Origin of the sequence: Kitasatospora sp. NPDC058243 (assembly GCF_042882025.1) — a bacterium.
Lineage (GTDB): Bacteria > Actinomycetota > Actinomycetes > Streptomycetales > Streptomycetaceae > Kitasatospora.
Genome location: NZ_JBHVWW010000007.1, coordinates 63,517 through 89,177 on the forward strand (window position 1 = coordinate 63,517; position 25,661 = coordinate 89,177).

23 protein-coding genes and 1 riboswitch are annotated in these 25,661 nt (G+C 73.6%); of the genes, 14 read left to right on the forward strand and 9 right to left on the reverse strand.

Annotated elements, in window-relative coordinates; all coding sequences use genetic code 11:
• The first annotated feature begins 260 nt into the window (after nucleotides 1-260).
• From ccrA to ACFVX9_RS07515, 7 genes are all read left to right on the forward strand, one after another.
• Nucleotides 261-1,598, forward strand: coding sequence for a crotonyl-CoA carboxylase/reductase (gene ccrA / locus ACFVX9_RS07485; RefSeq protein ID WP_387980880.1), 1,338 nt, complete (start codon nucleotides 261-263; stop codon nucleotides 1,596-1,598).
• A 10-nt stretch (nucleotides 1,599-1,608) separates the two neighbouring features.
• Entirely contained in the window at nucleotides 1,609-3,636 is a 2,028-nt protein-coding gene (locus ACFVX9_RS07490) for a protein meaA (protein WP_063349594.1), read from the forward strand.
• 27 nt (nucleotides 3,637-3,663) lie between these two features.
• On the forward strand, nucleotides 3,664-4,626 hold the full coding sequence (locus ACFVX9_RS07495) for a CoA ester lyase (RefSeq protein ID WP_363369053.1): 963 nt from the start codon (nucleotides 3,664-3,666) through the stop codon (nucleotides 4,624-4,626).
• Between the two features lie 11 nt (nucleotides 4,627-4,637).
• Nucleotides 4,638-5,141 (forward strand): MaoC family dehydratase, encoded by a 504-nt coding sequence (locus tag ACFVX9_RS07500; protein ID WP_380376418.1) that lies wholly within the window; start codon nucleotides 4,638-4,640, stop codon nucleotides 5,139-5,141.
• 161 nt (nucleotides 5,142-5,302) lie between these two features.
• Nucleotides 5,303-6,505 (forward strand): acyl-CoA dehydrogenase family protein, encoded by a 1,203-nt coding sequence (locus ACFVX9_RS07505; protein WP_063349591.1) that lies wholly within the window; start codon nucleotides 5,303-5,305, stop codon nucleotides 6,503-6,505.
• 535 nt (nucleotides 6,506-7,040) lie between these two features.
• Nucleotides 7,041-7,733, forward strand: coding sequence for a phosphatidylserine decarboxylase (locus ACFVX9_RS07510; RefSeq protein WP_063349590.1), 693 nt, complete (start codon nucleotides 7,041-7,043; stop codon nucleotides 7,731-7,733).
• Nucleotides 7,720-8,598, forward strand: a complete 879-nt coding sequence (locus tag ACFVX9_RS07515) for a CDP-alcohol phosphatidyltransferase family protein (protein ID WP_030059975.1) — start codon at nucleotides 7,720-7,722, stop codon at nucleotides 8,596-8,598. The genes ACFVX9_RS07510 and ACFVX9_RS07515 overlap by 14 nt, the downstream gene beginning before the upstream one ends.
• 100 nt (nucleotides 8,599-8,698) lie before the next feature.
• Here ACFVX9_RS07515 and ACFVX9_RS07520 read toward each other — a convergent pair whose 3' ends face one another.
• Entirely contained in the window at nucleotides 8,699-10,132 is a 1,434-nt protein-coding gene (locus tag ACFVX9_RS07520; protein WP_244293475.1) for a hypothetical protein, read from the reverse strand.
• A gap of 347 nt (nucleotides 10,133-10,479) precedes the next feature.
• On the reverse strand, nucleotides 10,480-11,592 hold the full coding sequence (locus ACFVX9_RS07525; RefSeq protein WP_387980884.1) for an alpha/beta hydrolase family protein: 1,113 nt from the start codon (nucleotides 11,590-11,592) through the stop codon (nucleotides 10,480-10,482).
• 297 nt (nucleotides 11,593-11,889) lie between these two features.
• Nucleotides 11,890-12,022: riboswitch (cobalamin riboswitch) on the forward strand.
• 107 nt (nucleotides 12,023-12,129) lie between these two features.
• Here ACFVX9_RS07525 and ACFVX9_RS07530 point away from each other — a divergent pair.
• The 5 genes from ACFVX9_RS07530 to ACFVX9_RS07550 are packed head-to-tail and all read left to right on the forward strand — an operon-like array spanning nucleotide 12,130 to nucleotide 18,821.
• On the forward strand, nucleotides 12,130-13,098 hold the full coding sequence (locus ACFVX9_RS07530; RefSeq protein ID WP_380558578.1) for a cobalamin biosynthesis protein: 969 nt from the start codon (nucleotides 12,130-12,132) through the stop codon (nucleotides 13,096-13,098).
• Entirely contained in the window at nucleotides 13,095-14,633 is a 1,539-nt protein-coding gene (locus ACFVX9_RS07535; RefSeq protein WP_380482710.1) for a cobyric acid synthase, read from the forward strand. The genes ACFVX9_RS07530 and ACFVX9_RS07535 overlap by 4 nt, the downstream gene beginning before the upstream one ends.
• Nucleotides 14,630-16,795, forward strand: a complete 2,166-nt coding sequence (locus tag ACFVX9_RS07540; RefSeq protein ID WP_387980887.1) for a putative cobaltochelatase — start codon at nucleotides 14,630-14,632, stop codon at nucleotides 16,793-16,795. Before ACFVX9_RS07535 ends, ACFVX9_RS07540 begins: the two co-directional genes overlap by 4 nt.
• A 6-nt stretch (nucleotides 16,796-16,801) precedes the next feature.
• Nucleotides 16,802-17,407 (forward strand): cob(I)yrinic acid a,c-diamide adenosyltransferase, encoded by a 606-nt coding sequence (gene cobO / locus ACFVX9_RS07545; RefSeq protein ID WP_380425523.1) that lies wholly within the window; start codon nucleotides 16,802-16,804, stop codon nucleotides 17,405-17,407.
• Between the two features lie 25 nt (nucleotides 17,408-17,432).
• The gene (locus ACFVX9_RS07550; protein WP_387980972.1) at nucleotides 17,433-18,821 is read left to right on the forward strand and encodes a cobyrinate a,c-diamide synthase; all 1,389 of its coding nucleotides are present in this window, start codon (nucleotides 17,433-17,435) and stop codon (nucleotides 18,819-18,821) included.
• 61 nt (nucleotides 18,822-18,882) lie between these two features.
• Here the strand turns inward: ACFVX9_RS07550 and ACFVX9_RS07555 are convergent, their stop codons facing one another.
• The 4 genes from ACFVX9_RS07555 to ACFVX9_RS07570 all read right to left on the reverse strand — a co-directional run bounded on the left by ACFVX9_RS07555 (nucleotide 18,883) and on the right by ACFVX9_RS07570 (nucleotide 20,952).
• Entirely contained in the window at nucleotides 18,883-19,239 is a 357-nt protein-coding gene (locus ACFVX9_RS07555) for a hypothetical protein (protein WP_387980889.1), read from the reverse strand.
• Nucleotides 19,236-19,697: a prevent-host-death family protein gene (locus ACFVX9_RS07560; protein WP_387980891.1), complete on the reverse strand. Its 462-nt coding sequence runs from the start codon at nucleotides 19,695-19,697 to the stop codon at nucleotides 19,236-19,238. The genes ACFVX9_RS07555 and ACFVX9_RS07560 overlap by 4 nt, the downstream gene beginning before the upstream one ends.
• Nucleotides 19,698-19,766: 69 nt before the next feature.
• Nucleotides 19,767-20,231 (reverse strand): hypothetical protein, encoded by a 465-nt coding sequence (locus tag ACFVX9_RS07565; RefSeq protein ID WP_380379949.1) that lies wholly within the window; start codon nucleotides 20,229-20,231, stop codon nucleotides 19,767-19,769.
• A gap of 208 nt (nucleotides 20,232-20,439) precedes the next feature.
• Complete coding sequence (locus tag ACFVX9_RS07570) at nucleotides 20,440-20,952, reverse strand: MarR family winged helix-turn-helix transcriptional regulator (RefSeq protein ID WP_387980893.1); 513 nt, start codon at nucleotides 20,950-20,952, stop codon at nucleotides 20,440-20,442.
• Nucleotides 20,953-21,111: 159 nt separating this feature from the next.
• Here ACFVX9_RS07570 and ACFVX9_RS07575 point away from each other — a divergent pair, with 159 nt between their 5' ends.
• The gene (locus ACFVX9_RS07575; protein WP_387980895.1) at nucleotides 21,112-22,035 is read left to right on the forward strand and encodes an EamA family transporter; all 924 of its coding nucleotides are present in this window, start codon (nucleotides 21,112-21,114) and stop codon (nucleotides 22,033-22,035) included.
• A gap of 29 nt (nucleotides 22,036-22,064) precedes the next feature.
• The gene (locus ACFVX9_RS07580) at nucleotides 22,065-22,361 is read left to right on the forward strand and encodes a DUF1330 domain-containing protein (RefSeq protein WP_380336192.1); all 297 of its coding nucleotides are present in this window, start codon (nucleotides 22,065-22,067) and stop codon (nucleotides 22,359-22,361) included.
• A gap of 94 nt (nucleotides 22,362-22,455) precedes the next feature.
• On the opposite strand, the gene ACFVX9_RS07585 is transcribed toward ACFVX9_RS07580, so the two are convergent.
• From ACFVX9_RS07585 to ACFVX9_RS07595, 3 genes are all read right to left on the reverse strand, one after another.
• Nucleotides 22,456-23,232, reverse strand: a complete 777-nt coding sequence (locus tag ACFVX9_RS07585; protein ID WP_387980897.1) for a hypothetical protein — start codon at nucleotides 23,230-23,232, stop codon at nucleotides 22,456-22,458.
• Between the two features lie 66 nt (nucleotides 23,233-23,298).
• Nucleotides 23,299-24,333, reverse strand: coding sequence for a hypothetical protein (locus ACFVX9_RS07590; protein WP_063349576.1), 1,035 nt, complete (start codon nucleotides 24,331-24,333; stop codon nucleotides 23,299-23,301).
• Nucleotides 24,330-25,658: an MFS transporter gene (locus tag ACFVX9_RS07595; RefSeq protein ID WP_387980899.1), complete on the reverse strand. Its 1,329-nt coding sequence runs from the start codon at nucleotides 25,656-25,658 to the stop codon at nucleotides 24,330-24,332. Before ACFVX9_RS07595 ends, ACFVX9_RS07590 begins: the two co-directional genes overlap by 4 nt.
• Between the last annotated feature and the right edge of the window lie 3 nt (nucleotides 25,659-25,661).

A 25,661-nucleotide genomic window follows, 5' to 3' on the forward strand; every position in this document is an offset into this window, starting at 1 on the left:
CGGAATTCGTGACACCCGGTGTCTTTACGAGTGGCACAGGGTGCCACTACCTTGTTACTCACCAGTCGCGGCGCCGCGGCTCCCCACCTCGGCGCGCCGTCGTCCGGCGTTCCCACACCCCGGGAGCAGTGCGCGTTCGACCCGGTCCACCCCGGGCGCCCAGCCCGACCAACCACCACCCACCTCAGCGAAGCCGGTGTCCGCTCCCGGCTACCCCAGACGCCCTGTGCCCTCACACAGGTACGCCTTCGGAGGCAGCCATGCAGGAAATCCTCGACGCGATCCTCAGCAACGACGCCACGTCGGAGGACTTCGCCGCCGTCAAGCTTCCCGAGTCCTACCGAGCGGTGACGCTCCACAAGGACGAGGAGCAGCTGTTCGCGGGCCTCGACAGCCGCGACAAGGACCCCCGCAAGTCCCTTCACCTCGACGAGGTCGCCCTGCCCGAGCTGGGCCCCGGCGAGGCCCTGGTCGCCGTCATGGCCAGCGCGGTGAACTACAACACCGTCTGGAGCTCGATCTTCGAGCCGGTCTCCACCTTCTCCTTCCTGGAGCGCTACGGCCGGCTGTCGCCGCTCACCAAGCGCCACGACCTGCCGTACCACGTCCTCGGCTCCGACCTCGCGGGCGTGGTGCTGCGCACCGGCGCCGGCGTCAACGCCTGGAAGCCCGGCGACGAGGTCGTCGCGCACTGCCTCTCCGTCGAGCTGGAGTCCCCGGACGGCCACAACGACACGATGATGGACCCGGAGCAGCGCATCTGGGGCTTCGAGACCAACTTCGGCGGGCTGGCCCAGATCGCCCTGGTGAAGACCAACCAGCTGCTGCCCAAGCCCAAGCACCTCACCTGGGAGGAGGCCGCCTCCCCCGGCCTGGTCAACTCCACCGCGTACCGCCAGCTGGTCTCGCGCAACGGCGCCGGCATGAAGCAGGGCGACAACGTGCTGATCTGGGGCGCCAGCGGCGGCCTCGGCTCGTACGCCACCCAGTACGCGCTGGCCGGTGGCGCCACCCCGATCTGCGTGGTCTCCAACGACCAGAAGGCCGGGATCTGCCGCGCCATGGGCGCCGAGGCGATCATCGACCGCTCCGCCGAGGGCTACCGGTTCTGGAAGGACGAGCACACCCAGGACCCGCGCGAGTGGAAGCGCCTGGGCGCGAAGATCCGCGAGTTCACCGGCGGCGAGGACGTCGACATCGTCTTCGAGCACCCGGGCCGGGAGACCTTCGGCGCCTCGGTGTACGTCACCCGCAAGGGCGGCACCATCGTCACCTGCGCCTCCACCTCCGGCTTCATGCACCAGTACGACAACCGCTACCTGTGGATGTCGCTCAAGCGCATCGTCGGCTCGCACTTCGCCAACTACCGCGAGGCCTTCGAGGCCAACCGCCTGATCGCCAAGGGCAAGATCCACCCGACCCTGTCCAAGGTCTACTCCCTGGAGGAGACCGGCCAGGCCGCCCTCGACGTGCACCACAACAAGCACCAGGGCAAGGTCGGCGTGCTCTGCCTGGCGCCGGAGGAGGGCCTGGGCGTGCGCGACCACGCGCTGCGCGAGCTGTACCTGCCGGCGATCAACCGCTTCCGGAACGTCTGAGGCCCATCCGATGACCGATCAGCACGAGCGCGACCGCCCCTGGCTGATGCGCACCTACGCCGGGCACTCCACCGCGAGCGACTCCAACGCGCTCTACCGGCGGAACCTGGCGAAGGGCCAGACGGGCCTGTCCGTCGCCTTCGACCTGCCGACCCAGACCGGCTACGACTCCGACCACCTCCTCGCCCGCGGCGAGGTGGGCCGGGTCGGCGTCCCGGTCGGCCACGTCGGCGACATGCGCACCCTGTTCGACGGCATCCCGCTCGAACAGACCAACACCTCCATGACGATCAACGCCACCGCGATGTGGCTGCTGGCGCTCTACCAGGTGGTCGCCGAGGAGCAGGGCGCCGACATCGCCAAGCTCACCGGCACCACCCAGAACGACATCGTCAAGGAGTACCTGTCGCGCGGGACGCACGTCTTCCCGCCCGGCCCCTCGGTGCGCCTGATCACCGACATGATCGCCTACACCGTCGGCCGCATCCCCAAGTGGAACCCGATCAACATCTGCAGCTACCACCTGCAGGAGGCCGGGGCCACGCCCGTCCAGGAGATCGCCTACGCGATGTGCACCGCCATCTCGGTGCTCGACGCCGTCCGCGACTCCGGCCAGGTGCCGGCCGAGCGGATGGGCGAGGTGGTCGCCCGGATCTCCTTCTTCGTCAACGCCGGCGTGCGCTTCGTCGAGGAGATGTGCAAGATGCGCGCCTTCGCCCAGCTGTGGGAGAAGGTCACGCTGGAGCGCTACGGCGTCCAGGACCCGAAGCAGCGCCGCTTCCGCTACGGCGTCCAGGTCAACTCGCTCGGCCTGACCGAGGCCCAGCCGGAGAACAACGTCCAGCGGATCGTCCTGGAGATGCTGGCCGTCACCCTCTCCAAGGACGCCCGCGCCCGCGCCGTCCAACTGCCCGCCTGGAACGAGGCGCTGGGCCTGCCCCGGCCCTGGGACCAGCAGTGGTCGCTGCGGATCCAGCAGGTGCTGGCCTACGAGTCGGACCTGCTGGAGTACGGCGACCTCTTCAACGGCTCCGAGGTGATCGAGGCCAAGACCGCCGACCTGCTGGCCGGCGCCGAGGCGGAGATCGCCAAGGTGCTGGCGATGGGCGGGGTCATTCCCGCCGTGGAGTCCGGCTACCTGAAGTCCAACCTGGTCTCCTCGCACGCCGCCCGGCGGGCCCGGATCGAGTCCGGCGAGGACAAGATCGTCGGCGTCAACTGCTTCGACACCACCGAGGAGAGCCCGCTCACGGCCGACCTCGACACCGCCATCATGGTCGTCGACCCGGCCTCCGAGCAGTCCGTGCTCGCCGCCCTGGAGGCCTGGCGCGGACAGCGCGACGAGGCCGCCGTCCAGACCGCGCTGGCCGAGCTCAAGGCCACCGCGGCCACCGACGCCAACCTGGTGCCGGCCACGCTCGCCTGCGCCCGGGCCGGCGTCACCACCGGCGAGTGGGCCTTCGCCCTGCGCGAGGTCTTCGGCGAGTACCGCGCGCCCACCGGCGTCGGCGGCGCCCCGGTCGCGGTGGCCGCCGAACCCGGCGGGGAACTGGCCGCGGTGCGCGCCGCCGTCGCCGCCACCGCCGAGGAACTGGGCTCCGGCAAACTGCGCCTGCTGGTCGGCAAGCCCGGCCTGGACGGACACTCCAACGGCGCCGAGCAGATCGCCGTCCGGGCCCGCGACGCCGGGTTCGAGGTGGTCTACCAGGGCATCCGGCTGACCCCCGAGCAGATCGTCTCCGCCGCCGTCGCGGAGGACGTGCACTGCGTGGGCCTGTCGATCCTCTCCGGCGCCCACTGCGAGCTGGTGCCCGACGTCCTGCGCCGGCTGCGCCGGGCCGGGGTGCAGGATGTCCCGGTGATCGTGGGTGGCATCATCCCGGCAGCGGACGGCGAGGCCCTCAAGGCCGCCGGCGTCGCCGCCGTGTTCACCCCGAAGGACTTCGGCATCACCACCATCATCGGCCGGATCGTGGACGAGATCCGGCTCGCCAACAAGCTCCAGCCCTGGACGCCCGCACCCGCGCCCACCAGCTGACCACTGGGAAGGAACCGACCCACCCTCATGGCTACCGTCAACCGTCTGCGCCCGCGCCGCTCCTGCCTCGCCGTGCCCGGCAGCAACCCGCGCTTCCTGGAGAAGGCCCAGGGCCTCCCCGCCGACCAGGTCTTCCTCGACCTGGAGGACGCCTGCGCCCCCCTCGTCAAGGAGAGCGCCCGCCACCACATCGTCGACGCGCTCAACAACGGCGACTGGGGCGGCAAGACCCGCGTCGTCCGGGTCAACGACTGGACCACCCACTGGACCTACCGCGACGTGATCACCGTCGTCGAGGGCGCCGGCCCCAACCTCGACTGCATCATGCTGCCCAAGGTCCAGGACGCCGAGCAGGTCAAGGCGCTCGACCTGCTGCTCACCCAGATCGAGAAGACCATGGGCTTCGAGGTCGGCCGGATCGGCATCGAGGCACAGATCGAGAACGCCAAGGGCCTGGTCAACGTCGACGCCATCGCCGAGGCCTCGCCCCGGCTGGAGACCATCATCTTCGGCCCCGCCGACTTCATGGCCTCCATCAACATGAAGTCCCTGGTGGTCGGCGAGCAGCCGGCCGGCTACCCGGCCGACGCCTACCACTACATCCTGATGCGCATCCTGATGGCCGCCCGCGCCAACGACCTCCAGGCCATCGACGGCCCGTACCTGCAGATCCGCAACCAGGAGGGCTACCGCGAGGTCGCCCGGCGCGCCGCCGCCCTCGGCTTCGACGGCAAGTGGGTGCTCCACCCCGACCAGGTCGGCGCCGCGAACGAGATCTTCTCGCCCTCCCAGGAGGACTACGACCACGCCGAGCTGATCCTCGACGCCTACGACTGGTGCACCTCCGAGGCGGGCGGCGCCAAGGGCTCCGCGATGCTCGGCGACGAGATGATCGACGAGGCCAGCCGCAAGATGGCCCTGGTCATCGCCGGCAAGGGCCGGGCCGCCGGCCTGGAGCGCACCACCAAGTTCGAGATCCCGGAAAGCTGAGGCCCGCCGCGATGCAGTTCGGACGCACCTACGAGGAGTTCGAGGTCGGCGCGGTCTACAAGCACTGGCCCGGCAAGACCGTCACCGAGTACGACGACCACCTCTTCTGCCTGCTCACCATGAACCACCACCCGCTCCACCTGGACACCAACTACGCCGAGCGGACGACGGACTTCGGCAGGAACGTGGTGGTGGGCAACTACATCTACTCGCTGCTGCTGGGCATGTCCGTCCCGGACGTCTCCGGCAAGGCCATCGCCAACCTGGAGATCGAGTCGCTGCGGCACGTCGCGCCGACCTTCCACGGCGACACCCTCTACGGCGAGACCACCGTCCTCGACAAGTGGCCGTCCAAGTCCAAGGACGACCGCGGCATCGTGTACGTCGAGACCAAGGGGTACAAGCAGGACGGCACGGTCGTCTGCATCTTCCGCCGCAAGGTGATGGTGCCGACCGGGACGTACATCAAGGAGCGCGGCGGCGAGCAGCCCGGCCGCCCGACTCCCCTTTCCTAGGACCCCTTTCCTGGGACCCCGGATCTCCCCAGACCCCGGAGGGGCCGGCCGCCGTCATCGGCCGACCCCCACCCGGAACGGGGGCCCTGCTGCCGCAGCCACGCCGGCAGGGCCCTCGGCAATCCCCCCCCCCGCCCCCTCAAACCTTTCGGAGCCGCACGATGGGACGCCTGGCACAGACCGACGGCCTCACCGAGATCCAGCGGGACATCCTCGCCACCGTGCGGGATTTCGTCGACAAGGAGATCATTCCGGTCGCGACCGAGCTGGAACACAAGGACGAGTACCCGACCGCCATCGTCGAGGGGATGAAGCAGCTCGGCCTCTTCGGCCTCACCATCCCCGAGGAGTACGGCGGCCTCGGCGAGTCGCTGCTCACCTACGCCCTGGTGGTCGAGGAGATCGCCCGCGGCTGGATGAGCGTGTCCGGCATCGTCAACACCCACTTCATCGTGGCGCACATGATCAACGCCCACGGCACCCAGGAACAGAAGGACCACTTCCTGCCGAAGATGGCCGCCGGGGAAATCCGCGGCGCGTTCTCGATGTCCGAGCCCGGCCTCGGCTCCGACGTTTCGGCCATCTCCACCAAGGGCGTCAAGGACGGGGAGTTCTACGTCCTCAACGGCCAGAAGATGTGGCTCACCAACGGCGGCACCTCCACCCTCGTCGCGGTCCTGTGCAAGACCGACGAGGGCGGCAGCACCCCGTACAAGAACATGACCACCTTCCTGATCGAGAAGACCCCCGGATTCGGCCCGAACCCGACCGTCCCCGGCCTCACCGTGCCCGGGAAGATCGAGAAGATGGGCTACAAGGGCGTCGACACCACCGAACTGGTCCTCCAGGACGTCCGGATCCCGGCCGACCGCATCCTCGGCGGCGTCCCCGGGCGCGGCTTCTACCAGATGATGGACGGCGTCGAGGTCGGCCGCGTCAACGTCGCCGCCCGCGGCTGCGGCGTCGCCCGCCGCGCCTTCGAACTCGGCATCTCCTACGCCCAGCAGCGCTCCACCTTCGGCAAGAAGATCGCCGAGCACCAGGCCATCCAGTTCAAGCTCGCCGAGATGGCCACCAAGGTCGAGGCCGCCCACCAGATGATGGTCATGGCCGCCCGCAAGAAGGACGGCGGCGAGCGCAACGACCTCGAAGCCGGCATGGCCAAGTACCTCGCCTCCGAGTACTGCAAGGAGGTCGTCGAGGACGCCTTCCGCATCCACGGCGGCTACGGCTTCTCCAAGGAGTACGAGATCGAACGGCTCTACCGCGAGGCCCCGATGCTGCTCATCGGTGAAGGAACTGCGGAGATCCAGAAGATGATCGTCGGACGCCGGCTCCTGGAGGAGTACCGGATCGCGGAGTGAGCACCGGGTCACCCCGGCTCGACGAGCGGCCCCCGGGGCGCTCCGGGCCGGCTGGACGACCCCTTCCGAACCGCCGGTCGACGGGCGTGCGGGCCCGTCCCGGCCACCCGCCGTGCCCATCACGACCCCGGCCTGGTCCGCCTGGGTCCGGCACGGCCCTCCGGGAGCGGCCGCAGGGCGTACAGCTGCAACGACACGCCCCGCGGCCGCTTCCGCACACCCTCGACAGGCCGTGTCCCGCGCCCCCGGCGGACCGCGAACGGCCCGTTCCGCCCACCGGGTTCCGCCGACGGGCCTGTTGAGACAAGTGTCACCAGCCCCGTCCGGTCCCTTGGGAACCGGACCGGGGCGAGCTACGGTCGTAGAGGTGGGACGCGCACACGCGCTTCCACCGGACACGTGAACGAGCAGGCGGGTTGCCCACCCACCGTGTGCTCCCGATAGCATCCACCGGGACAGCAAGCCGTCCCTCTATTACCCGATCCCGCGGTGGCCCCCGTCCAGCGGCCATGATCCCCCGCGACAAAGGTCTTCGATGCCCATCAGCCCGTCCCCTCACACCTCCGTCACGGACCGCGATGCCCTCGCAGCCACGACGGCCGGTCGGCGACCCCGCGTGACCATCGCGCGCGGAGCCACCCCCTGGTTCGTCCCCACCCTCGCCACGGCCGCCGTGACCACCGCCCTCACCCGGCGCAGCGGCAAGTGGGCCCTGGCAGCGGTACCCGCCTGTGCGCTCAGCGCGGGCATGCTGTGGTTCTTCCGCGACCCCGAGCGTGAGATCGGCGCGGGCAGAGTGATCTCCCCCGCCGACGGCGTGGTGCAGAGCATCGACGCCTGGCCGGACGGCCGCACCCGGGTCGCGATCTTCATGAGCCCGCTCAACGTCCACGTCAACCGCGCGCCCCTGCCCGGCACGGTGACGTCGGTCGAGCACGTCGCGGGCGGCTTCGTCCCCGCGTTCAACAAGGACAGCGACCAGAACGAGCGGGTCGTCTGGCACTTCGACACCGAGCTCGGCGACATCGAGATGGTGCAGATCGCGGGGGCCGTGGCCCGTCGCATCGTGCCGTACATCGCCGCCGGTACCAAGGTCGAGCAGGGCGACCGGATCGGTCTGATCCGGTTCGGCTCCCGGGTCGACACCTACCTGCCGGCCGGCGTCGAGGTCGGCGTCGAGGTCGGCCAGAAGACCACAGCCGGGGTGACGCGCCTTGACCGTGACTGATCCTGAGACAATCGTCGGCCTGGACGACGAGGAGACGGCCCTGCGCCGTCGCCGCTGGGCGCGCGACCGCGAGCTGCGCGCCCCGCGCTCTCCCCAGCACCTGTCCACCGCCGACTTCCTGACCCTGGGGAACGCCGTCTGCGGCTTCCTGGCGATCTACTCGATCACCACCGGGGTCCTCGTCCCGCACATCACCAACCCGGACGCCGCACCCGACCGGCACAGCGCCGCCACCGCGGTCACGCTGCTGCTCATCGGCTCCATGTGCGACCTCTTCGACGGGCTGGTGGCGCGCAAGCTCCGCTCCTCCGCCCTCGGAGCGGAACTGGACAACCTGGCCGACCTGATCAGCTTCGGCATCGCGCCGGCCTACTTCGTCGCCGTCTGGGGCATGGTCTCCCAGGGCTCCAACAGCAAGCTCTCGGCGCTCATCGCGATCACCGTCCTGCTCGCGGTCGTCCTGCGGCTCGCCCGATTCTCCGCCGTCAAGATGCGACCCGGGGTGTTCCAGGGCATGCCCTGCCCGATGGGCGCGATGACGGTGATCGCCATCGTGCTGCTCGACCCGCCGTTCCTGCCCGGTCTGCTCGCCATCTTCGGCGCCGCGTACCTGATGGTCAGCCGGATCGAGTACCCCAAGCCCCAGGGGCTGCTGGCCACCGCCACGCTGTGCTGGATCGTCGTCTCCATCGGCTGCCTCGCGGCCTGGGCGACCGGCCTGCCCGGCGGCGACGCCCTGATGCACGTCGGCGCCTTCGCCCAGATCACGCTCGCCGCGATGGCCCCGCTGCTGGTCATCCGGCGCAAGGTCGGACAGAAGGTCGGCGACGTCCGCGCCAGGCGGGCGGAGTCCCGCCTCGGCTAGTCGTTCCCGTACGCGAGAGGGGCCCAGATCCAGTCGGATCCGGGCCCCTCTTCGTCGTGCCCGCTCTTCGGCGGGCGCTGCTACGCGTCGGCGGGCGCTGCTAGGCGCCGCCGGTGTGCACGCTGAACGCCGAGCGGCGGGCCGCCCGCGCCACGCCCGGATCCGGATGCACGCTCGAGACCGCCGACAGCACCGAGGCCGCCCGCGGGTGCCCCGACTGCCGGGCCCGGGCGAACAGCCGCACCGGATCGCCCGCCGCGGCGCCCTCGACGTGGCCCACCAGCAGCTCCGTCTCGCCGTGGTCCAGCACCGCCGCCGCCGTGTCCACCCACAGCCAGGCCGCGTCCTCCGCCCCCAGCACGTCCGCCGGCGAAACCCCCTCGTCCGAGCGCTCCGCCAGCCACAGCAGCGCGTACGGGCGCAGCACCGGCTCGTCCACCGACCCCCGCACCGCCTGCTCCGCCGGGCCGCCGGCCACCCGCAGCGCCTCGAAGGCCAGCCCGCGCACCAGCGCGTCGTCCCCCTGCGCCGCGTCCAGCAGCTCCGCCACCGCCCGATCGGCCGGACGGGCCGCCACCCAGGCGCGGAACTCGGCCCGCGCCGGGCCCGGCGAATAGTCCGCGCAGGCGTTCAGCAGCTCGAAGGCACTCTGCTCGATGTGCCCGGCCGCGGTCTGCGCGACCGTGCAGATCTCCTCCAGCTTCGCCCGCACCGCCCAGTGGCCCAGCGGCGACAGCTCGGCGGCCTCGTCCCTGCGGACCACGGCCCCGACGGCCGCCAGGCCGTCCAGCATCCAGTCCAGGACCGCGGCCACGTCCGCCGGCGACGGCGGGGTGTCGATCTGCGGCTCCCGGCACGTGCCGCGGACCGCCGACACCGCCGAGGCGGCGTGCGGCACGGGCGACAGGCCCGAACCGTCCGTGCCACCCACCCGGCGCTCGTCCAGACCCCGGCGCAGCAGCTCCAGCAGTTCGCCGTCCGACACCGGACCGGCCACCAGGTGCAGGAACGACAGCAACTGCGGCGCCTGGTCCACCGCCTGGCCGGCCAGCACCGCGAACACGCCCCGCAGAGCGGCCGGCGGCACCGGGGCCAGCAGCGTCCAGGCGTCGAACAGCGCCGACCAGCCGCGGACCACCGCCTCGTCGTCATGCTCCCAGGCGTGCAGGCGCCAGCCCGGGACCGCACCGCCGTCCCTGGCCTCCACCAGGCCGACCAGCAGTGCCTGCCCCCACGCCTTGGCGGCGGCGCCGACCGTCATGGCCAGCGCCCGACCCGCCGCACGGGCGTCGTCGGGCAGCAGCTCGCCCCGCTTGTCGACCTCTTCCAGGTCCCCCGCCCAGCGGGCGATCCGGACGGCGTCCACCAGCATCCGGCGGGCCAGCGGCGCCAGCTCGGCCGGCGCGGGAAAGCCCTCCGGTACGGGAACCCTCCCCCGACCGGGCGCCGCAGCGGGCCCTCGTCGGCGGGGTACCCCGGCCCCGCCCGGCTTGCCGGCGGCGGGCCGGTGGGCCGTACCGGGGAGACGGGTCACCGTCGCACCAGTACCGATCGTCGGAGGGAGCGGGGCATCACGGTCGCGCGGATTCCGAGACGTCACGTCGAGCAGTCTTCCCCTTGTACCGGCCTTCTGTCACATCCGGTTGGCTGTACGGACGGGCGGCCGTCGACGGCGCCTCCCCAAGATCGGGCAACAATCGGGCAACAGAGGCAAACCGCCTGGCCGGAAACAGGTGGCGGGGGCATGCCATCCCGGCTCAACCCTTGCGGCGGCGGTCGCGCTACCCGCCCGACCGGTCACACTCCGTGGCTGACGGGTGAGGTCCGGGTTTCGTACAGAGGCCCTGTCGGTGTGACTTCTCGTGCGGGGGGGGGCTGGGTTCAGAGAAGGGGGGTGAGCCAGCGGCGGAGGAGTTCGGTGTAGTGGGTGGGGGCGGAGTTCCAGAGGGTGGCGTGGTCGGCGCCCGGGAAAGGCCGGAGGCTGACCACGCCGGGGCGGGCGGCGGCGAGGCGCTCGGCGGCGCGGAAGGGGGCGACCTGATCGTCGGGGCTGTGCAGGAGGAGGGTGGGGACGCGCAGGTCGGCGCCCTCGGCGATGCGGCTGAAGTCGGCGAGGTCGACGCCGGTGCGGCCCTCGGCCGCGAGGGCGCCGAGCTCGGCGGCGGCGCCGGTGTAGCCGGCCCGGGCGGCGCCGCGGCGGGCGGTGGCGGGCAGGTCGAGGACCGGCGAGTCCAGGACGAGGCCGCTGATGGCATGGGCCCAGGCGGAGCGGGAGGCCGTCTGGAGGGCCATGGTGGCGCCGAGGGACCAGCCGTACAGGATGACCCGGCCGGCGCCGCTGTCGAGGGCGAGCCGGACCGCCGACTCGACGTCGCGCCACTCGGTCTCGCCGAAGTGGCCGAGCCCGTCCGGCGAGGCGGGGGCGCCCTGGTCGCCCCGGTAGGTGACGGCGAGGGCGGGCAGGGCGAGGCGGTCGAGGACGGGGAGGATCGGGAGGGTCTGCTGCCGGTCGGCGCCGGGGCCGTGGACGAGGATCACCCAGGTGCCGCGTTTGCCGTCGAGGCGCCAGGCGGGGAGGGCGCCGAGTTCGCCGTCGGCGGCGGTGTCGGTGAAGGGGAGGCCGAGCGCCTCCGTGGGGTCGCCGAGGTGGACGCGGGGGGTGAAGCGGACCTCGGTGCCGGGGGTGAGGGTGCCCCGGTCGGCGCGGACGAGGCGACGGGTGACACCGTTCTCGTCGCTGTGCAGGACGTCCTCGACGACGGCGTGGCCGTGGTCGTCCCACTCCACGGCCCATCGGCCGGGGCGCAGGCTCTCGGGGCGGCGGTTGAAGGTGATCCGGCCCGCGGCGAGGCTCCGCACCAGGACGGGGCCCGACTCCCGGACGGCGCTCGCCGGGTGGACCAGCCGTTCGGAGGCCCGACGGCCGATCACCAGGACGGCGGCCCCGGCGCCGACGACGGCGGCCGCCACGACGGCCGCGGTTCCCCAACGCATATCGCTCCCCGCTCTGCTGGTCTTGGCTGGTCTTGGACCGGACGGTGTCCGGGCGGTGTCCGGGCGCTGCTCGGACGGTGTTCGGGCACCAGTTCACCGGGGGGCCGCGCGGGCGGCCACCGGGCTGGGCCGTCCGGGGTACGGCGGGGCGTCGGGCGGGGCGGGCGTCAGGCGGGCCTCGGGCGGGCGAGAACGGCACCGGCGACAGGGCTCCGAGGTGTGACCAACCCCTCCGTGACCTCGGTTGACTCCCGGTTCGGCCGCGTGATGGGATCCTGGGGCCAAACGGAGGCATGCAGAGGAAGCCGGTGCGAGTCCGGCGCGGTCCCGCCACTGTCACCGGGGAGCACGCTCGGAACATTGCCACGGCGGACCGTCAGAAGCCGCTGGAAGGCCCGGGGGTGCGTCCGACCCGGAAGCCAGGAGACTCTCGCCCCCGGTACGTCGATCCAGGGCGCGGACCCTGAGTGAGGACACGCACGCGATGCAGGCTGCCCCGACCCGCCGGACCCCACGCGGCCTTCCGCCGAACCCGCCGTGCGCCCGCTGACCCGCGCCGCCGCGTTCGCGCTCGGCGCCGCCGCGGGCTTCGCCGCGGACGCCCGCTTCGCCGACCCCCGGCGCGGCCACCCGGTGGCCGTCTTCGGCGGCGCGGCGACCCGGCTGGAGCGGCGGGTGTGGCAGGACGACCGGGTGGCCGGCGCCGGGTACACGGCGCTGTGCGTGGGCGCGGTCGCGGCCGGCGCGGTGGCCCTGGACCGTACGGTGGGCCGGCGTCCGCTGGGCCGGGCCGCGCTGGCGGCCGCCGCGACCTGGACGGTGCTGGGCGGCACCTCGCTGACCCGGGAGGCGCGCACCATCGGCCGGTCGCTGGCCACGGGCGACCTGACGGCCGCGCGGGAACGGCTGCCGCACCTGTGCGGGCGGGATCCGAGCGCGCTGGACGGGCCGCAGATCGCCCGCGCGGTGGTCGAGTCGGTCGCCGAGAACACGGCGGACGCCGTGGTGAACGCGCTGGTCTGGGGCACGCTGGCGGGCACGCCGGGGCTGCTGGCGTTCCGCGCGGTGAACACGCTGGACGCGATGGTCGGCCACCGCTCGCCGCGGTACGCCCGGTTCGGCTGGGCCTCGGCCCGGCTGGACGACGTGGCGGGCTGGCCGGGCGCCCGGCTGACGGCGCTGCTCACGGTGGCCGCCGCGCCGCAGCCGAAAACGGCCTGGCGGGTCTGGCGGCGGGACGGTTCGGCGCACCCGAGCCCGAACGCGGGCCAGGCGGAGGCGGCCTTCGCGGGCGCGGTGGGCGTCCGGCTGGGCGGGACCCTCCAGTACGGGGAGCGGGTGGAGCACCGGCCGGTGCTGGGCGCGGAGTTGCGCCCGGTGACGGTGGACGACATCGAGCGGGCCTGCGTGCTCTCCCGGCGGGTGGGCGCGCTGGCCCTGGGTACGACGGTCGCGGGGCACGTCGCGCTGCGCTTGCTGACGACACGGTGGAGGGGAAGGGCATGAGCAACGCACTGCTGGTCGCCGGGACGACCTCGGACGCGGGCAAGAGTGTGGTGACCGCGGGCATCTGCCGCTGGCTGGCCCGGCAGGGGGTGCGGGTCGCGCCGTTCAAGGCGCAGAACATGTCGCTGAACTCCTTCGTCACCGCCGACGGCGCCGAGATCGGCCGGGCGCAGGCGATGCAGGCGCAGGCGGCCCGGGTGGAGCCGGAGGCGGCGATGAACCCGGTGCTGCTGAAGCCGGGCGCGGACGGCCGCAGCCAGGTGGTGCTGCTGGGCCGGCCGGTCGCCGAGGTGGGCGCGCTGGACTACCGCGAGCGCAAGCCCGTCCTGCTGGAACGGTCGCTGGAGTGCCTGGCGGATCTGCGCCGCCGCTACGAGGTGGTGGTCTGCGAGGGCGCCGGTTCGCCCGCCGAGATCAACCTGCGGGACCGGGACATCGCCAACATGGGCCTGGCGACGGCCGCCGGGCTGCCGGTGGTGGTGGTCGGGGACATCGACCGCGGCGGCGTCTTCGCGGCGATGTACGGGACGCTGGCGCTGCTGTCGGCGCAGGACCAGCGGCACGTGGCGGGCTGGTTCGTCAACAAGTTCCGCGGCGACGCGCGGCTGCTGGCGCCCGGCCTGGAGATGCTGCACGGGCTGACCGGCCGTCCGGTGCTGGGCACCCTACCGATGCTGCCGGGCCTGTGGCTGGACGCCGAGGACTCGCTGGACCTGTCCACGGTGGTGGACCGGGTCGACGGCCGCGGCCCGCTCGGGGCGGACGTGCTGCGGGTGGCCGTGGTGCGCTTCCCCCGGCTGTCGAACTTCACCGACCTGGACGCCCTGGCGCAGGAGCCCGGCGTGCTGGTGCGCTGGGTGACCCGGCCGGAGGAACTGGCCGACGCCGACCTGGTGGTGCTGCCCGGCACCCGGGCCACCGTGGCCGACCTGGCCTGGCTGCGCGAACGCGGCCTGGAGCCGGCGCTGAAGGCGCGGGCGGCGGCCGGGCTGCCGGTCCTCGGGGTGTGCGGCGGATACCAGATGCTGGCGCGCGGGATCGAGGACGAGGTGGAGTCCGGGGCCGGCTCGGTCGAGGGCCTGGGCCTGCTGCCGACGCACGTGCGGTTCGGCGCCGAGAAGGTGCTGGCGCGCCCGGTCGGCACGGCGTACGGGCAGCGGGTCGAGGGGTACGAGATCCACCACGGGGTGGTGGCCGTGGAGGGGGGCGAGCCGTTCTTCTCCGATGACGACGGGCACGGCCTGGACGGCTGCCGGGTCGGCCCGGTGTGGGGCACGACCTGGCACGGCGCGCTGGAGAACGACGGCTTCCGTCGTGAACTCCTGCGCGAGGTCGCCGCGTTGGCGGGCCGGGCGTTCGTGCCGGCGCCGGACACCTCGTTCGCCGAGGCGCGCGAGGCCCGGCTGGACCGGCTGGGCGACCTGATCGAGGAGCACGCGGACACCGACGCGCTGTGGAAGCTGATCGAGGGCGGGGTGCCGGCGGCCGGATCGCTGCCGTTCCTGGCGCCCGGGGCACCTGGGGAGTATGCATGAGTGACGTCCGCTATCCGTTCACCGCGATCGTCGGCATGCCCGACCTGCGGCTCGGCCTGCTGCTCAACGCGGTCTCGCCGGCCGTGGGCGGCGTGCTGGTGCGCGGCGAGAAGGGCACCGCGAAGTCGACCATGGTGCGCGCGCTGGCCGGCCTGCTGCCGACCCTCGCGGCCGTCGACGGCTGCCGGTTCGCCTGCGACCCGTCCGCGCCGGACCCGCAGTGCCCGGACGGGCCGCACGACCGCCCCTCGGCGTCCGAACGCCCCGCCCAACTGGTCGAGTTGCCGGTCGGCGTGGCCGAGGACCGGATCGTCGGCTCGCTCGACCTGGAACGGGCGCTCGCCGAAGGCGTCAAGGCGTACGAGCCGGGGCTGCTCGCCAAGGCGCACCGCGGCGTGCTCTACATCGACGAGGTGAACCTGCTCCAGGACCACGTCGTGGACCTGCTGCTGGACGCCGCCGCGATGGGCCGCTCGTACGTCGAGCGCGAGGGCGTGTCGGTGCGGCACGCCGCCCGCTTCCTGCTGGTCGGCACGATGAACCCCGAGGAGGGCGAGCTGCGGCCGCAGCTGCTCGACCGGTTCGGCCTGACCGTCGAGATCGCCGCCACCCGGGACCCGGCCGAGCGCGCCGAGGTGGTCCGCCGCCGGCTCGGCTACGACGCCGACCCGGCCGGCTTCGCCGCACGGTTCGCCGCGGACGAGCAGGCGCTCGCCGAACGCATCACCGCCGCCCGGGAGTTGCTGCCCAAGGTGGAGCTGACGGATGTGGCGCTGCGTCAGATCACCGCCGTGTGCGCCGCGTTCGAGGTGGACGGGCTGCGCGCCGACATCGTGATGGCCCGCACCGCCGTCGCGCTCGCCGCCTGGGACGGGCGGACCGAGGTGCTGGAGGAGGACGTCCGCAAGGCCGCCCAGCTGGCGCTGCCGCACCGGCGCCGCCGCAACCCCTTCGACGCGCCGGGGCTGGACGAGGAGCAGCTCGACCGGACGCTGGAGGAGCACGCGCAGCCGGAGGAACCCACGCAGCCATCGGAGCCCTCGGAGCCCGAGGGCTCCGGGGAGCTCGGGGGCTCAGGAGAGACCGAGGGCGACGGGGACGGCGAGGGCGACGGCCCCGAGGACGACGGTCCCGGCCCGGACGGCGGCCCCGGCGGCGGCCCGGACGGCGGCGGGGCCCCCGAGCCCGCCTCCGGCCCGCAGGCATCGGCCGCCGAGCCGGACGAGCCGCTCCAGCAGCCCGTACCGGCCCAACACCCCGCCCCCGCCCGGGAGTCGGCGCCGGTCGCGGCCGGCGACCCGTACCGGACCAAGCTGTTCACCGTGCAGGGCACCGGCCACGGCGCCCAGGGCCGCCGCTCCCCCGCCGAGACCACCGGCGGGCACACCGTGCGCGCCCGGCGCCCCCAGGGCACGCTCAGCCGCCTGCACCTGACCGCCACCTTGCAGGCCGCCGCGCCGCACCAGGCGGCACGCGGGCGGGCCGGCCGGGCGCTGGTGCTGCGCAAGGACGACTTCCGCGAACAGGTCCGCCAGGGGCGGGAGTCCAACCTGGTGCTGTTCGTCGTCGACGCCTCCGGCTCGATGGCCGCCCGGCAGCGGATGACCGCCGTCAAGGGCGCCGTGCTGTCCCTGCTGATGGACGCCTACCAGCGGCGCGACAAGATCGGCATGATCACCTTCCGGGGCGCGGGCGCCGAACTGGCGCTGCCGCCGACCTCGTCCGTGGAGGTCGGCGCGGCCCGGCTGGAGTCGCTGCCCACCGGCGGCCGCACCCCGCTGGCCGCCGGCCTGCTGCGCGCGCACGAGGTGCTGCGGGTGGAGCGGCTGCGCGACCCGAGCCGCCGCCCGCTGCTGGTCGTGGTAACGGACGGCCGGGCCACCGGCGGGCGGGACGCGCTCGCCCGGTCGCAGCGCGCGGCCGGACTGTTCGCCGCACAGGGCACCGCCAGCGTGGTGCTGGACTGCGAGTCCGGCCCCGTCCGGCTCGGCCTCGCCCGCACCCTGGCCGGACTGCTCGGCGGCACCGCCGTCAGTCTGGACGAGCTGCGCCCCGAGGGCGTCGCCTCGCTCGTCCGCGAGAACCGCCACGACGGCCGGCGTGACAGCCGGCAGGAGAACCGTCGTGAGAACCGTGCCACCACCATGCGAAAGGCGGCCTGAGCCGACATGCCCAAGGGTGTCCCCGAGAGCGTCCCCGACGATGGCCTGACGACCCGTCAGCGCCGCACGCAGCCGATCACCGCCGTGCACACCGGCCCCGGCAAGGGCAAGTCCACGGCCGCGTTCGGCATGGCGCTGCGGGCCTGGAACCAGGGCTGGCCCGTCGGGGTGTTCCAGTTCGTGAAGTCCGCCAAGTGGAAGGTCGGCGAGGAGAACGCGCTGCGCGTGCTCGGCGCCTCCGGCGAGGGCGGCACGGTCGACTGGCACAAGATGGGCTCCGGCTGGTCGTGGATCCAGCGCTCCAGCGAGATGGAGATGGACAGCGAGGCGGCCGCCAAGGAGGGCTGGGAGCAGGTCAAGCGCGACCTGGCGGCCGAGACCTACCGCTTCTACGTGCTGGACGAGTTCACCTACCCCATGCACTGGGGCTGGGTCGACCCGCAGGAGGTCGTGTCGGTGCTCAAGGACCGCCCGGGCAGCCAGCACGTCGTCATCACCGGCCGGTACGCACCCGAACCGCTGACCGAATTCGCCGACCTGGTCACCGAGATGACCAAGGTCAAGCACCCCATGGACGCCGGCCGCAAGGGCCAGCGCGGTATCGAGTGGTAGACCGTTGAGCACTGCCGGCAGGCCGTTGGCCGCCATCCCCCGCCTCGTCATCGCCGCACCCTCCTCGGGCGCCGGCAAGACCACCGTCGCCACCGGCCTGATCGCGGCGCTCGCCGCGCGCGGACTGGCGGTGTCCCCGCACAAGGTCGGCCCCGACTACATCGACCCGGGCTACCACGCGCTCGCCGCCGGGCGCCCGGGCCGCAACCTGGACGCCTTCATGTGCGGCCCGGAGCGGATCGCCCCGCTCTTCCTGCACGGCGCGGCGGGAGCGGACGTCGCGGTGGTCGAGGGGGTCATGGGCCTGTTCGACGGGGCCTCCGGGCGGGGGGAGCTGGCCTCCACCGCGCACGTCGCCAAGCTGCTGCGGGCACCCGTGGTCCTGGTGGTGGACGGCTCCTCGCAGTCCCGGTCGGTGGCCGCGCTGGTGCACGGCTTCGCCTCCTGGGACCCGGAGGTGCGCCTCGCCGGGGTGATCCTCAACCGGGTCGCCTCCGACCGGCACGAGCAACTCCTGCGCGAGGCCCTGGAAGAGGGCTCGGGCGTGCCCGTGCTGGGCGCGCTGCGCCGCTCCACGACCGTCGCCACGCCGTCGCGCCACCTCGGGCTGATCCCGGCCGTGGAGCGCTCGGCGGAGGCCCTGCGCGCCGTCGCCGACATGGGTGAACTCGTCGCCGCCTCGGTCGACTTGGACGCCCTACTCGAACTCGCCCGGACAGCACCGGAGTTGACCGCCGAACCGTGGAGCCCGTCGACCGAGGTCGACCCGGTGGCCGGCACGCCGCGGATCGCGGTCGCGGGCGGCGCCGCGTTCTCCTTCTCGTACGCCGAGAACGCCGAACTCCTCACCGCCGCAGGCGCCGAGGTCGTCCCCTTCGACCCGCTGCACGCCTCGGCACTGCCCGACGGCACGGCCGGCCTGGTGATCGGCGGCGGCTTCCCCGAGCTGTACGTCCGGGAGCTGAGCGGCAACACGGCGCTGCGCGGGGCCATCGCGGCGTTCGCCGCCGGCGGCGGCCCGATCGCCGCCGAATGCGCCGGACTGCTCTACCTGGGGCGCGAGTTGGACGGCCTGCCGATGTGCGGCGTACTGGACACCGGCGCCCGGATGACCGAACGGCTCACCCTCGGCTACCGGGAGGCCGTCGCCCTGCACGACTCCCCGCTCGCCCGGACCGGCACCCGGGTACGCGGCCACGAGTTCCACCGGACGGTCTGCGAACCGGGCGCGGGCGAACACCCCGCCTGGGGCTGGCGCCTGCCCACCGGCCCCCGCACCGAGGGCTTCGCGGGCAGCCACGTCCACGCCTCCTACCTGCACCTGCACTGGGCCGGAGCCCCGTCCCTGGCCACCTCCTTCGCCTCCGCCGCAGCCGCCCACCAGACAACCCCCGGCAAGCCCGCGTCACCGTGACCCCCCTCGGCGGGCCACCCGGCCCTGCGTCGGCAGGGCCCGAGGGCCGGACGCCTGTCCGCTACGCCTCGGTGTCCTTCGGGTGCCTGGGCGAGGCATAGACGAGGTGGACGACGCGGGCCGCCTCGTCCACCACGTACCGCACCCGGCCGCCGGCGGTCACCTCGTACTCCCACTGCGGCAGCTCGACGCCCCCGAACACGCGGGCGGCCAGCCGGCCCCGCAGCCGGTGCTGCCGATCCGGATCCCCCGTGGACAGGGGGTTCACCCGGAGCGCCTCGAAACAGCGGCGGGCGTTCCCGGCCGCCTCCGCACACAGCTCTCCCCACCCCTTGGCAGCCTCCGTCGTACCGAATCGCAGCCGCCACTCCGCCCCGACGGGCGGGGGCGGCACATCATCACCGCGCTTCGGGCTCACGGCTCGATCACCTCGCCGTGATTGTCGCCGGGCAGGGGCCTGGCGAGCTCTGCCGCCAGCTCCGGGTCCGCCAGCACTCTCGCGGTGGCGCGCCACTCGACTATCACCCGGTGCAGATTGGCGTGCACGTCCAGGTCCACGGCATCGCGCGTCGCGTCCACGAGGTCGACGACGAACTCGCGCACCTCATCGGCCGACAGGTGCCGGACCCAGGGGAAGACGGCGGGGAGGGCCAGGAGCACCGCCTGCGTGCCCTCATCGCTGCTGATCAACGCGGCGAACAGGCGAGCGGCGACATCCGCGGTCTGCTCGCGCTGACGGTCGTGACGCTCGGTGGTGAGGTACAGGTCCTCCCCGTCGCGACGCGTGACGTGCACGCGCTGGACTCGCTCCACACTGTCCGCGACGCGCTTGGAGTTCTTCGAAAGATCGGAGAACGACACGGTGAGAGTCGACATGGCTCGACGCTAGTTCGGAATACGTTCCGAAGTCAATCGCACGGGCCGCCCGGCCGCGCCCTGCCCGTCTCAGGACGGGCCGTTGCCGAAGGTGCCGGTCAGGGGGTCGGGGCGGTCGGGGCGGTGGCAGGTGGCGCAGCGGAGGCGGGTGTAGATCGCCACCGGGCCCATGAAGACGTCCTCGCGGCCGTCCGCCGGGGAGGCGGAGGCGGCCGGCCCGCCACAGTCCAGGCAGGCGCGGCGGGGGCGGGCGGCGATGGAGCAGGCGCGGCAGAGCAGGTGGGTCGGGTGCTCGGCGTGGACGACCACGGGCTGGGGGCCGCCGTCGAGCAGATGGACGCACCACGTGCAGGACTCGTCCACCTGCGCCGCCAGCATCCGGGCCCTGGTCTCCTGCTGCCACCTGGCGGCCTTCTGCACCGGGACCGTCACCGGCGGCCCCCACCCGGCGGCACTGAGCCACTGGGCCCCCTCCGCCCCTGCCGCCCGCAGCTGGTCGTCGACGGCGATGTCCCTGGGGGTCTTGTCCTTCATGGGCTCCTCCTCCGGTGCGGTTCCCGCCGGGTTAACGCCACCGGGGAGGCCATGGACACGCGAACTGCCCGACCACTACGGCCACCTACCGCTGCCGCCGCCCGCGCACGCCCGGACCGACCGTCACCGCGGGGCCCGCCCCGGCCCCCCAACGTACGCCGAAGCGCCGGGCCGCGCGGCGGTTCAGGCACAGACGCCGGGGCCGCGCTCAGCCCAGCAGGGGCTCGGTGTCGCCGTGCGCGATGAGGAGCTTGCGCAGCAGGGTGTCGAGTTGGGCGCGCTCATCGGCGTCGAGGCCCGCGAGGATGCGCTCCTCGTTGCGGACGTGGCCGGCCAGCGCCGCATCGATGAGGTCCTTGCCGGCCGGGGTGAGGCGGACCAGCACGGCGCGGCGGTCGTCGGGGCTGGGGTTGCGCTCGACCAGGCCTTTGGCGGAGAGACGGTCGACCCGGTTGGTGATGGCGCCGGAGGTGACCATGGCGGCCTTGAGGAGGGCGCGGGCGTTGAGCTCGTAGGGTTCGCCGGAGCGGCGCAGGGTGGCCAGGACGTCGAACTCGGAGGAGTCCAGGCCGCAGGAGCCGAAGTACTCGCGCAGGGCGCCGTCGACGCGGACGTTGAGGCGTCGCAGCCGGCCGATCAGGCCGATGGCCTCGGTGTTCAGGTCGGGGCGGGTCCTGGTCCACTGCTCGACGATCTCGTCGACGGTGTCGCGCTGCTGCATGGCCTGACGCCTCCTCGGTTGCCGCCTGCCGGGGCTCGGGGCCGGGGCTCACGGCTGGACTGCGGGTAACTATCTTAACATTCACATACTTGACGTTCACTCACCCAGAGGCGTACTAATTATCTCAACGTTCAGATAATCAACGTTGAGGGGGATGCCATGGGTGGAACACGCGCAGGAGTGGCCGTCACGGCGGCACTCGCCCCGGCGGCCTGGGGCACGACCTACCTGGTCACCACACAGCTCCTACCCGAAGGCCGTCCACTGCTGCTCGCCGCCCTCCGGGCCCTCCCGGCCGGACTGCTCCTCCTGCTCATCGGCCGCAAACTGCCCAAGGGGCGCTGGTGGGGGCGCGCAGCCGCGCTCGGGATGCTCAACATCGGGCTGTTCTTCCCGCTCACCTTCGTCGGCGCCTACCGCCTGCCCGGCGGCGTCGCCGCCACCATCGGCGCGATCCAGCCGCTGCTCGTGACCGGCCTCTCGATCGGCGTCCTCGGCGTACGGCCCGGACGGCGGGCACTGCTCGCAGGGCTCGCCGGCGTCGGCGGCGTCGCCCTGCTGGTACTGAAGAGCGGCGCACGACTGGACGCCACCGGGATCGCCGCCATGGTCGGTGCGATCGCACTGATGGCCACGGGCACCGTCCTCACCCGCCGCTGGGGCCGCCCGGAAGGGGCCACCCTGCTCGACCTGACGGCCTGGCAGCTACTCGCCGGATCACTGTTCCTCGTCCCGCTCGCGGCCGTCGTCGAAGGCGCGCCGCCCGCACTCAGCGGCGCCAACCTCGCCGGGTTCGCCTACCTCGGGCTGTTCAGCACCGCGCTCGGCTACGTCCTCTGGTTCCGCGGCATCGACCGCCTCGGCGCCGGACCGGCCTCCTTCCTCGGCCTGATCAACCCGGTCGTCGCGACCGTGGGCGGCCTCGTCGTCCTCGGCCAGACCCTCACCCGCTGGCAACTCCTCGGCCTGCTGCTCGCCCTCGGCGCCATGCTCGCCGGCCAGGCCCCCACCCGAAAGCCCACTCCCGCTCCCGACACCGCCACCGTCCCCGACGCCCCCACGCTCGCCCCGGCCACCCGCTGACCACCGACCGCCCGGACAAGGAACCCACCATGCACTACGTCCTCATCACCCGCACCGACCACACCCCGGACGCCGCCCTCGGCCACTACCTCGCCAACGTCGGCGCCACCATGGAGCCCTACCAGGGCCGCCTGCTCGCCTTCGACACCCCGGCCCGCCTGGAAGGCGAGACCGCCTACACCAAGACCGCCATCCTCGAATTCCCCACCGCGGCCGACGCCGACGGCTGGTACCACTCCCCCGCCTACCAGGCCCTCGCCACCTGGCGCATCACCACCATGGGCCACCCCGTCACCATCACCACCGTCCCCGGCCTACCCGCCTGACCCACCCCCGCCCCCACCCACCAACACACCGCAGCCCCGCCGGTCCCCACCGGCGGGGCCTCGGCTCGTCAGCGGCACCCGGCGGGCTGCGCCCTCAGCCGGTGGCGCGGATGTAGATGTCGGCGGCGCCGGGGGCGGCGCCGGGGATGGTGGCGACGTAGATGCGGCGGGTGGTCTGGGGGTGGGTGGGGGGCGGGGTGGGGGTGAGGGAAGGGGTGGGGGTTGGGGCCGGGGGGAGGGTGACGGAGGGGGTGGGCTCGGGGGTGTCGTCGTCGAGGTCCGGGGTGGGGTCGGCGTCGGGGTCGGGTTCGGCGTCGGGGTCGGCGGCCTGGAGGCCGGGGGGTGCTGCGGGTGCCGGGGGTGCCGGGTCTGCGGTGGTGGCGTCGGGGGTGGGTGACGGGGTGGGGGTGGGCTCAGGGTCCGGGGGGAGTTCGGGGGCCTCGGCCGGGCCGTCGCCGCCGAGGGCGGCGGTGAGGTCGGCGGGGAGGGAGGCGGTGGGGCCGGGGGCCGGGAGGTCGTAGGCGCGCAGGAAGTCGCCGAGGCCGACGTCCTTGCCCGCGACGCGGTAGTGCAGGTAGGCGATGGGGGCGCCGTCGGGGGTGTGGGTGTAGATGGCGCCGACGGGGACGTAGGAGCGGCCGACGCCGGGGTGCTGGGAGGGGTGGAGGCCGGCGAGGAGTTCGGCGCGGTCGCGGTCGGTCTCGCGGCCGACGCGGCCGGCGGTGAGCGAGTTGACGCCGCGCACCACGAGGGCGGCCGCGACGGACACGCAGAGGACCAGTCCGACGGCGACGGTGCGCCGCAGGACGGGTCGGCCGTGCAGGGCCGGCCAGGAGTCGGTGACCGCGCGCTCGGGCGGGATGCCGTCCACGTTTGTCGTTCCCCCGTTCGATCAGGACGTCATTGTGCTCGACGAGGGACCGTAGCCGAGAGTTCCTCAGCCCAGGTAGGCGGGGGCGACCGCGGCCTGGGTGACCCGCCGGGGGGCGCCGCCGCCGTCGGCGGGGACGGTCCACAGGTCGGCGCCGTAGTCGCCGGGCAGAGCGTAGAGGAGGGTGCCGGTGTCCGACCAGACGGCCTGGTCGTCGATGTTGCGCTGTTCGGCGGTGGCGGTCTCGGTCATGGTGGCGAGGTCGAGGACGTACAGGCGCCAGGGGGCGTCGGGGGACAGGCCGGGGACGCGCTTCTTGTAGGCGATGCGGGTGCCGTCCGGGGAGAGCGAGGGGCACTCGACGTTCTCGTGCAGGGTGGTGAGGGTGTGGGCGGCGAGGTCGCCGCGGACGAGGTGGGTGTGGCCGCCGGTGGCGAGGGTCGCGTAGAAGGTGTTGTCGTCGGCGAAGGTCACGCCCCAGATGTTGATGTCGTGGGCCTGGTAGGGGTGGCCGTCCTTGATCACGTCGAAGGTCTCCAGGTTGTCCCGGAGGTTCCAGTCGCGGACGTCGACGATGGAGGTGCGGGTGGAGAAGTCGGTGCCCGCGTAGGAGTCGCCGCTGACGAAGACCGTCCAGGCGGCGAGGTGCCCGGACGGGGAGACCCGGGAGCGGGTGGGGATGCCGGCCGCCGGGTAGGAGCGCCGTTCGCGCAGGTGGTCGTCGAGGACGACGGCGCGGTAGGTGTCCTCCAGGGCGCCGTGCTGGGCCTGGAGGCAGATGCCGGTGCCGGCGGCGGCGTAGAAGCGCAGGCACTGGACGCCGGAGGCGGTGCGCGGGCCGTCCGGGCGGTCGGCGGGGACGGCGGTGAGTTCGTCGCGGTGCGGGCCCCAGGCCATGTTGCGGAAGACCAGCTTCCGCCCCTCGGAGGGCTTTTGCAGGGTGACGGCGCCCTCGGTGACGGCGGGGCCGCCGGGCTGGGCCTGGTCGCGCCGGGCGGTGCGGTCGGCGGCGTGGAGGACGGCCCCGGTGCCGACGGCGCCGAGCAGCAGGACGGCGACCAGGAGGATGATCACCCTGGTCCGGTTCTGGAGTCGGTTCACGGGCTCTCCTCGACGGTGGTGGCGGCGGGTTCACGCAGGACGGCGGCCGCGCCGAGCACGCAGAGCGCGAGCGCCCCCGCCGACCAGCCCAGCGCGCCGGTGCCGCCGACCGCGCTCCACAGCGCGCCGAACAGCAGCGAGCAGGCGAACCGGGCGAGCGCCTGCCCGGTGCCGACCAGGGCGAGCCCGGCACCGCGCTGCCCGGCCGGGACGGCGTCGGCCGCGGCGGCGGCGAGCACGCCGTCGGTGGCCGCGTAGAAGGCGCCGTGCAGCACGAGGACGCAGACGGCCACCGCCGGGCCGCCGGCCGGTGAGAGCAGCAGCCCGTACGCGAGCAGCAGCAGCACGTGCCCGCCGAGGAAGAGCCGGCGGCGGCCGATCCGGTCGGCGAGGGCGCCGAGCGGGACGGCGAGCAGCAGGAAGGCAGCGGCGGTGCCGAGCGGCAGCAGCGGGAACAGGTCGACGGAGAGGCCGAGCCGGCGCTGGACGAGGAGGTAGAGGAAGGAGTCGCTGACGGTGGTGAGTCCGAGCAGGACGGCGCAGAGCGTGAGCCGTCGCAGCCCGGGAAGCCGCAGCAGGGTGAGGCTGTCGCGCAGCGAGGGAACGGCAGTTGACGGATCGTCAGTCGACGGTCGGTTCGGCACGAACAGCAGCAGGACCAGCACGCCGAGGGCGGCGACGCACGCGCTGACCGTGAACACCGCGTTGTAGCCGTGCCGTTCGCCGCCGTCGGCGAGCATCGGCCCGCCCGCCAGGCGCAGCACGAGGAAGGCGGTGAGCGGGCCGAGCAGGGCGCCGGCGGTGTCCATCGCCCGGTGCACGCCGAACGCCCGTCCGCGGTGGGCGGGTTCGGTGGAGAGCGAGATCATCGCGTCCCGGGGCGCGGTGCGCAGGCCCTTGCCGGTGCGGTCGACGGCGATCACGGCGCCGATCAGCGGCACGGTGTGGACGAGCAGCAGCAGCGGTTTGCAGAGCGCGGACAGGCCGTAGCCGACGGCCGCGACGGCCTTGTGGCGGGCGGCGCCGTCGCGGCCGCGGCGGTCGGCGAGGTGGCCCCCGGCGAGGCGGACGAGCGCGCTGAACCCGTTCTGGATGCCGTCCAGCAGCCCGAAGCCGAGCGGGGAGAGGCCGAGGCCGGTGAGCAGGTAGAGCGGCAGGACGGCGGTGACCATCTCGGAGGAGATGTCGGTGACCAGGCTGACGGCGCCGAGGGCGAGCACCGTCCCGGGTACGGCGCGCAGGGCGGCGCCGCGCCGCCCCGGCGGCTCCGTTGCGGAGGCCGGGGCGGCGGGGGCCTTGGAGCTGCGGGAGTCCGCGACGTACACGGG

Coding starts and splice junctions, on each gene's coding strand:
- ACFVX9_RS07580 (WP_380336192.1), top strand. CDS start 22,065: ATGCACTACGTCCTCATCACCCGCACCGACCACACCCCGGACGCCGCC.
- ACFVX9_RS07565 (WP_380379949.1), bottom strand. CDS start 20,231: ATGAAGGACAAGACCCCCAGGGACATCGCCGTCGACGACCAGCTGCGG.
- ACFVX9_RS07540 (WP_387980887.1), top strand. CDS start 14,630: ATGAGTGACGTCCGCTATCCGTTCACCGCGATCGTCGGCATGCCCGAC.
- ACFVX9_RS07575 (WP_387980895.1), top strand. CDS start 21,112: ATGGGTGGAACACGCGCAGGAGTGGCCGTCACGGCGGCACTCGCCCCG.
- ACFVX9_RS07505 (WP_063349591.1), top strand. CDS start 5,303: ATGGGACGCCTGGCACAGACCGACGGCCTCACCGAGATCCAGCGGGAC.
- ACFVX9_RS07525 (WP_387980884.1), bottom strand. CDS start 11,592: ATGCGTTGGGGAACCGCGGCCGTCGTGGCGGCCGCCGTCGTCGGCGCC.
- ACFVX9_RS07510 (WP_063349590.1), top strand. CDS start 7,041: ATGCCCATCAGCCCGTCCCCTCACACCTCCGTCACGGACCGCGATGCC.
- ACFVX9_RS07535 (WP_380482710.1), top strand. CDS start 13,095: ATGAGCAACGCACTGCTGGTCGCCGGGACGACCTCGGACGCGGGCAAG.
- ACFVX9_RS07490 (WP_063349594.1), top strand. CDS start 1,609: ATGACCGATCAGCACGAGCGCGACCGCCCCTGGCTGATGCGCACCTAC.
- ACFVX9_RS07495 (WP_363369053.1), top strand. CDS start 3,664: ATGGCTACCGTCAACCGTCTGCGCCCGCGCCGCTCCTGCCTCGCCGTG.
- ccrA (WP_387980880.1), top strand. CDS start 261: ATGCAGGAAATCCTCGACGCGATCCTCAGCAACGACGCCACGTCGGAG.
- ACFVX9_RS07570 (WP_387980893.1), bottom strand. CDS start 20,952: ATGCAGCAGCGCGACACCGTCGACGAGATCGTCGAGCAGTGGACCAGG.
- cobO (WP_380425523.1), top strand. CDS start 16,802: ATGCCCAAGGGTGTCCCCGAGAGCGTCCCCGACGATGGCCTGACGACC.
- ACFVX9_RS07560 (WP_387980891.1), bottom strand. CDS start 19,697: ATGTCGACTCTCACCGTGTCGTTCTCCGATCTTTCGAAGAACTCCAAG.
- ACFVX9_RS07500 (WP_380376418.1), top strand. CDS start 4,638: ATGCAGTTCGGACGCACCTACGAGGAGTTCGAGGTCGGCGCGGTCTAC.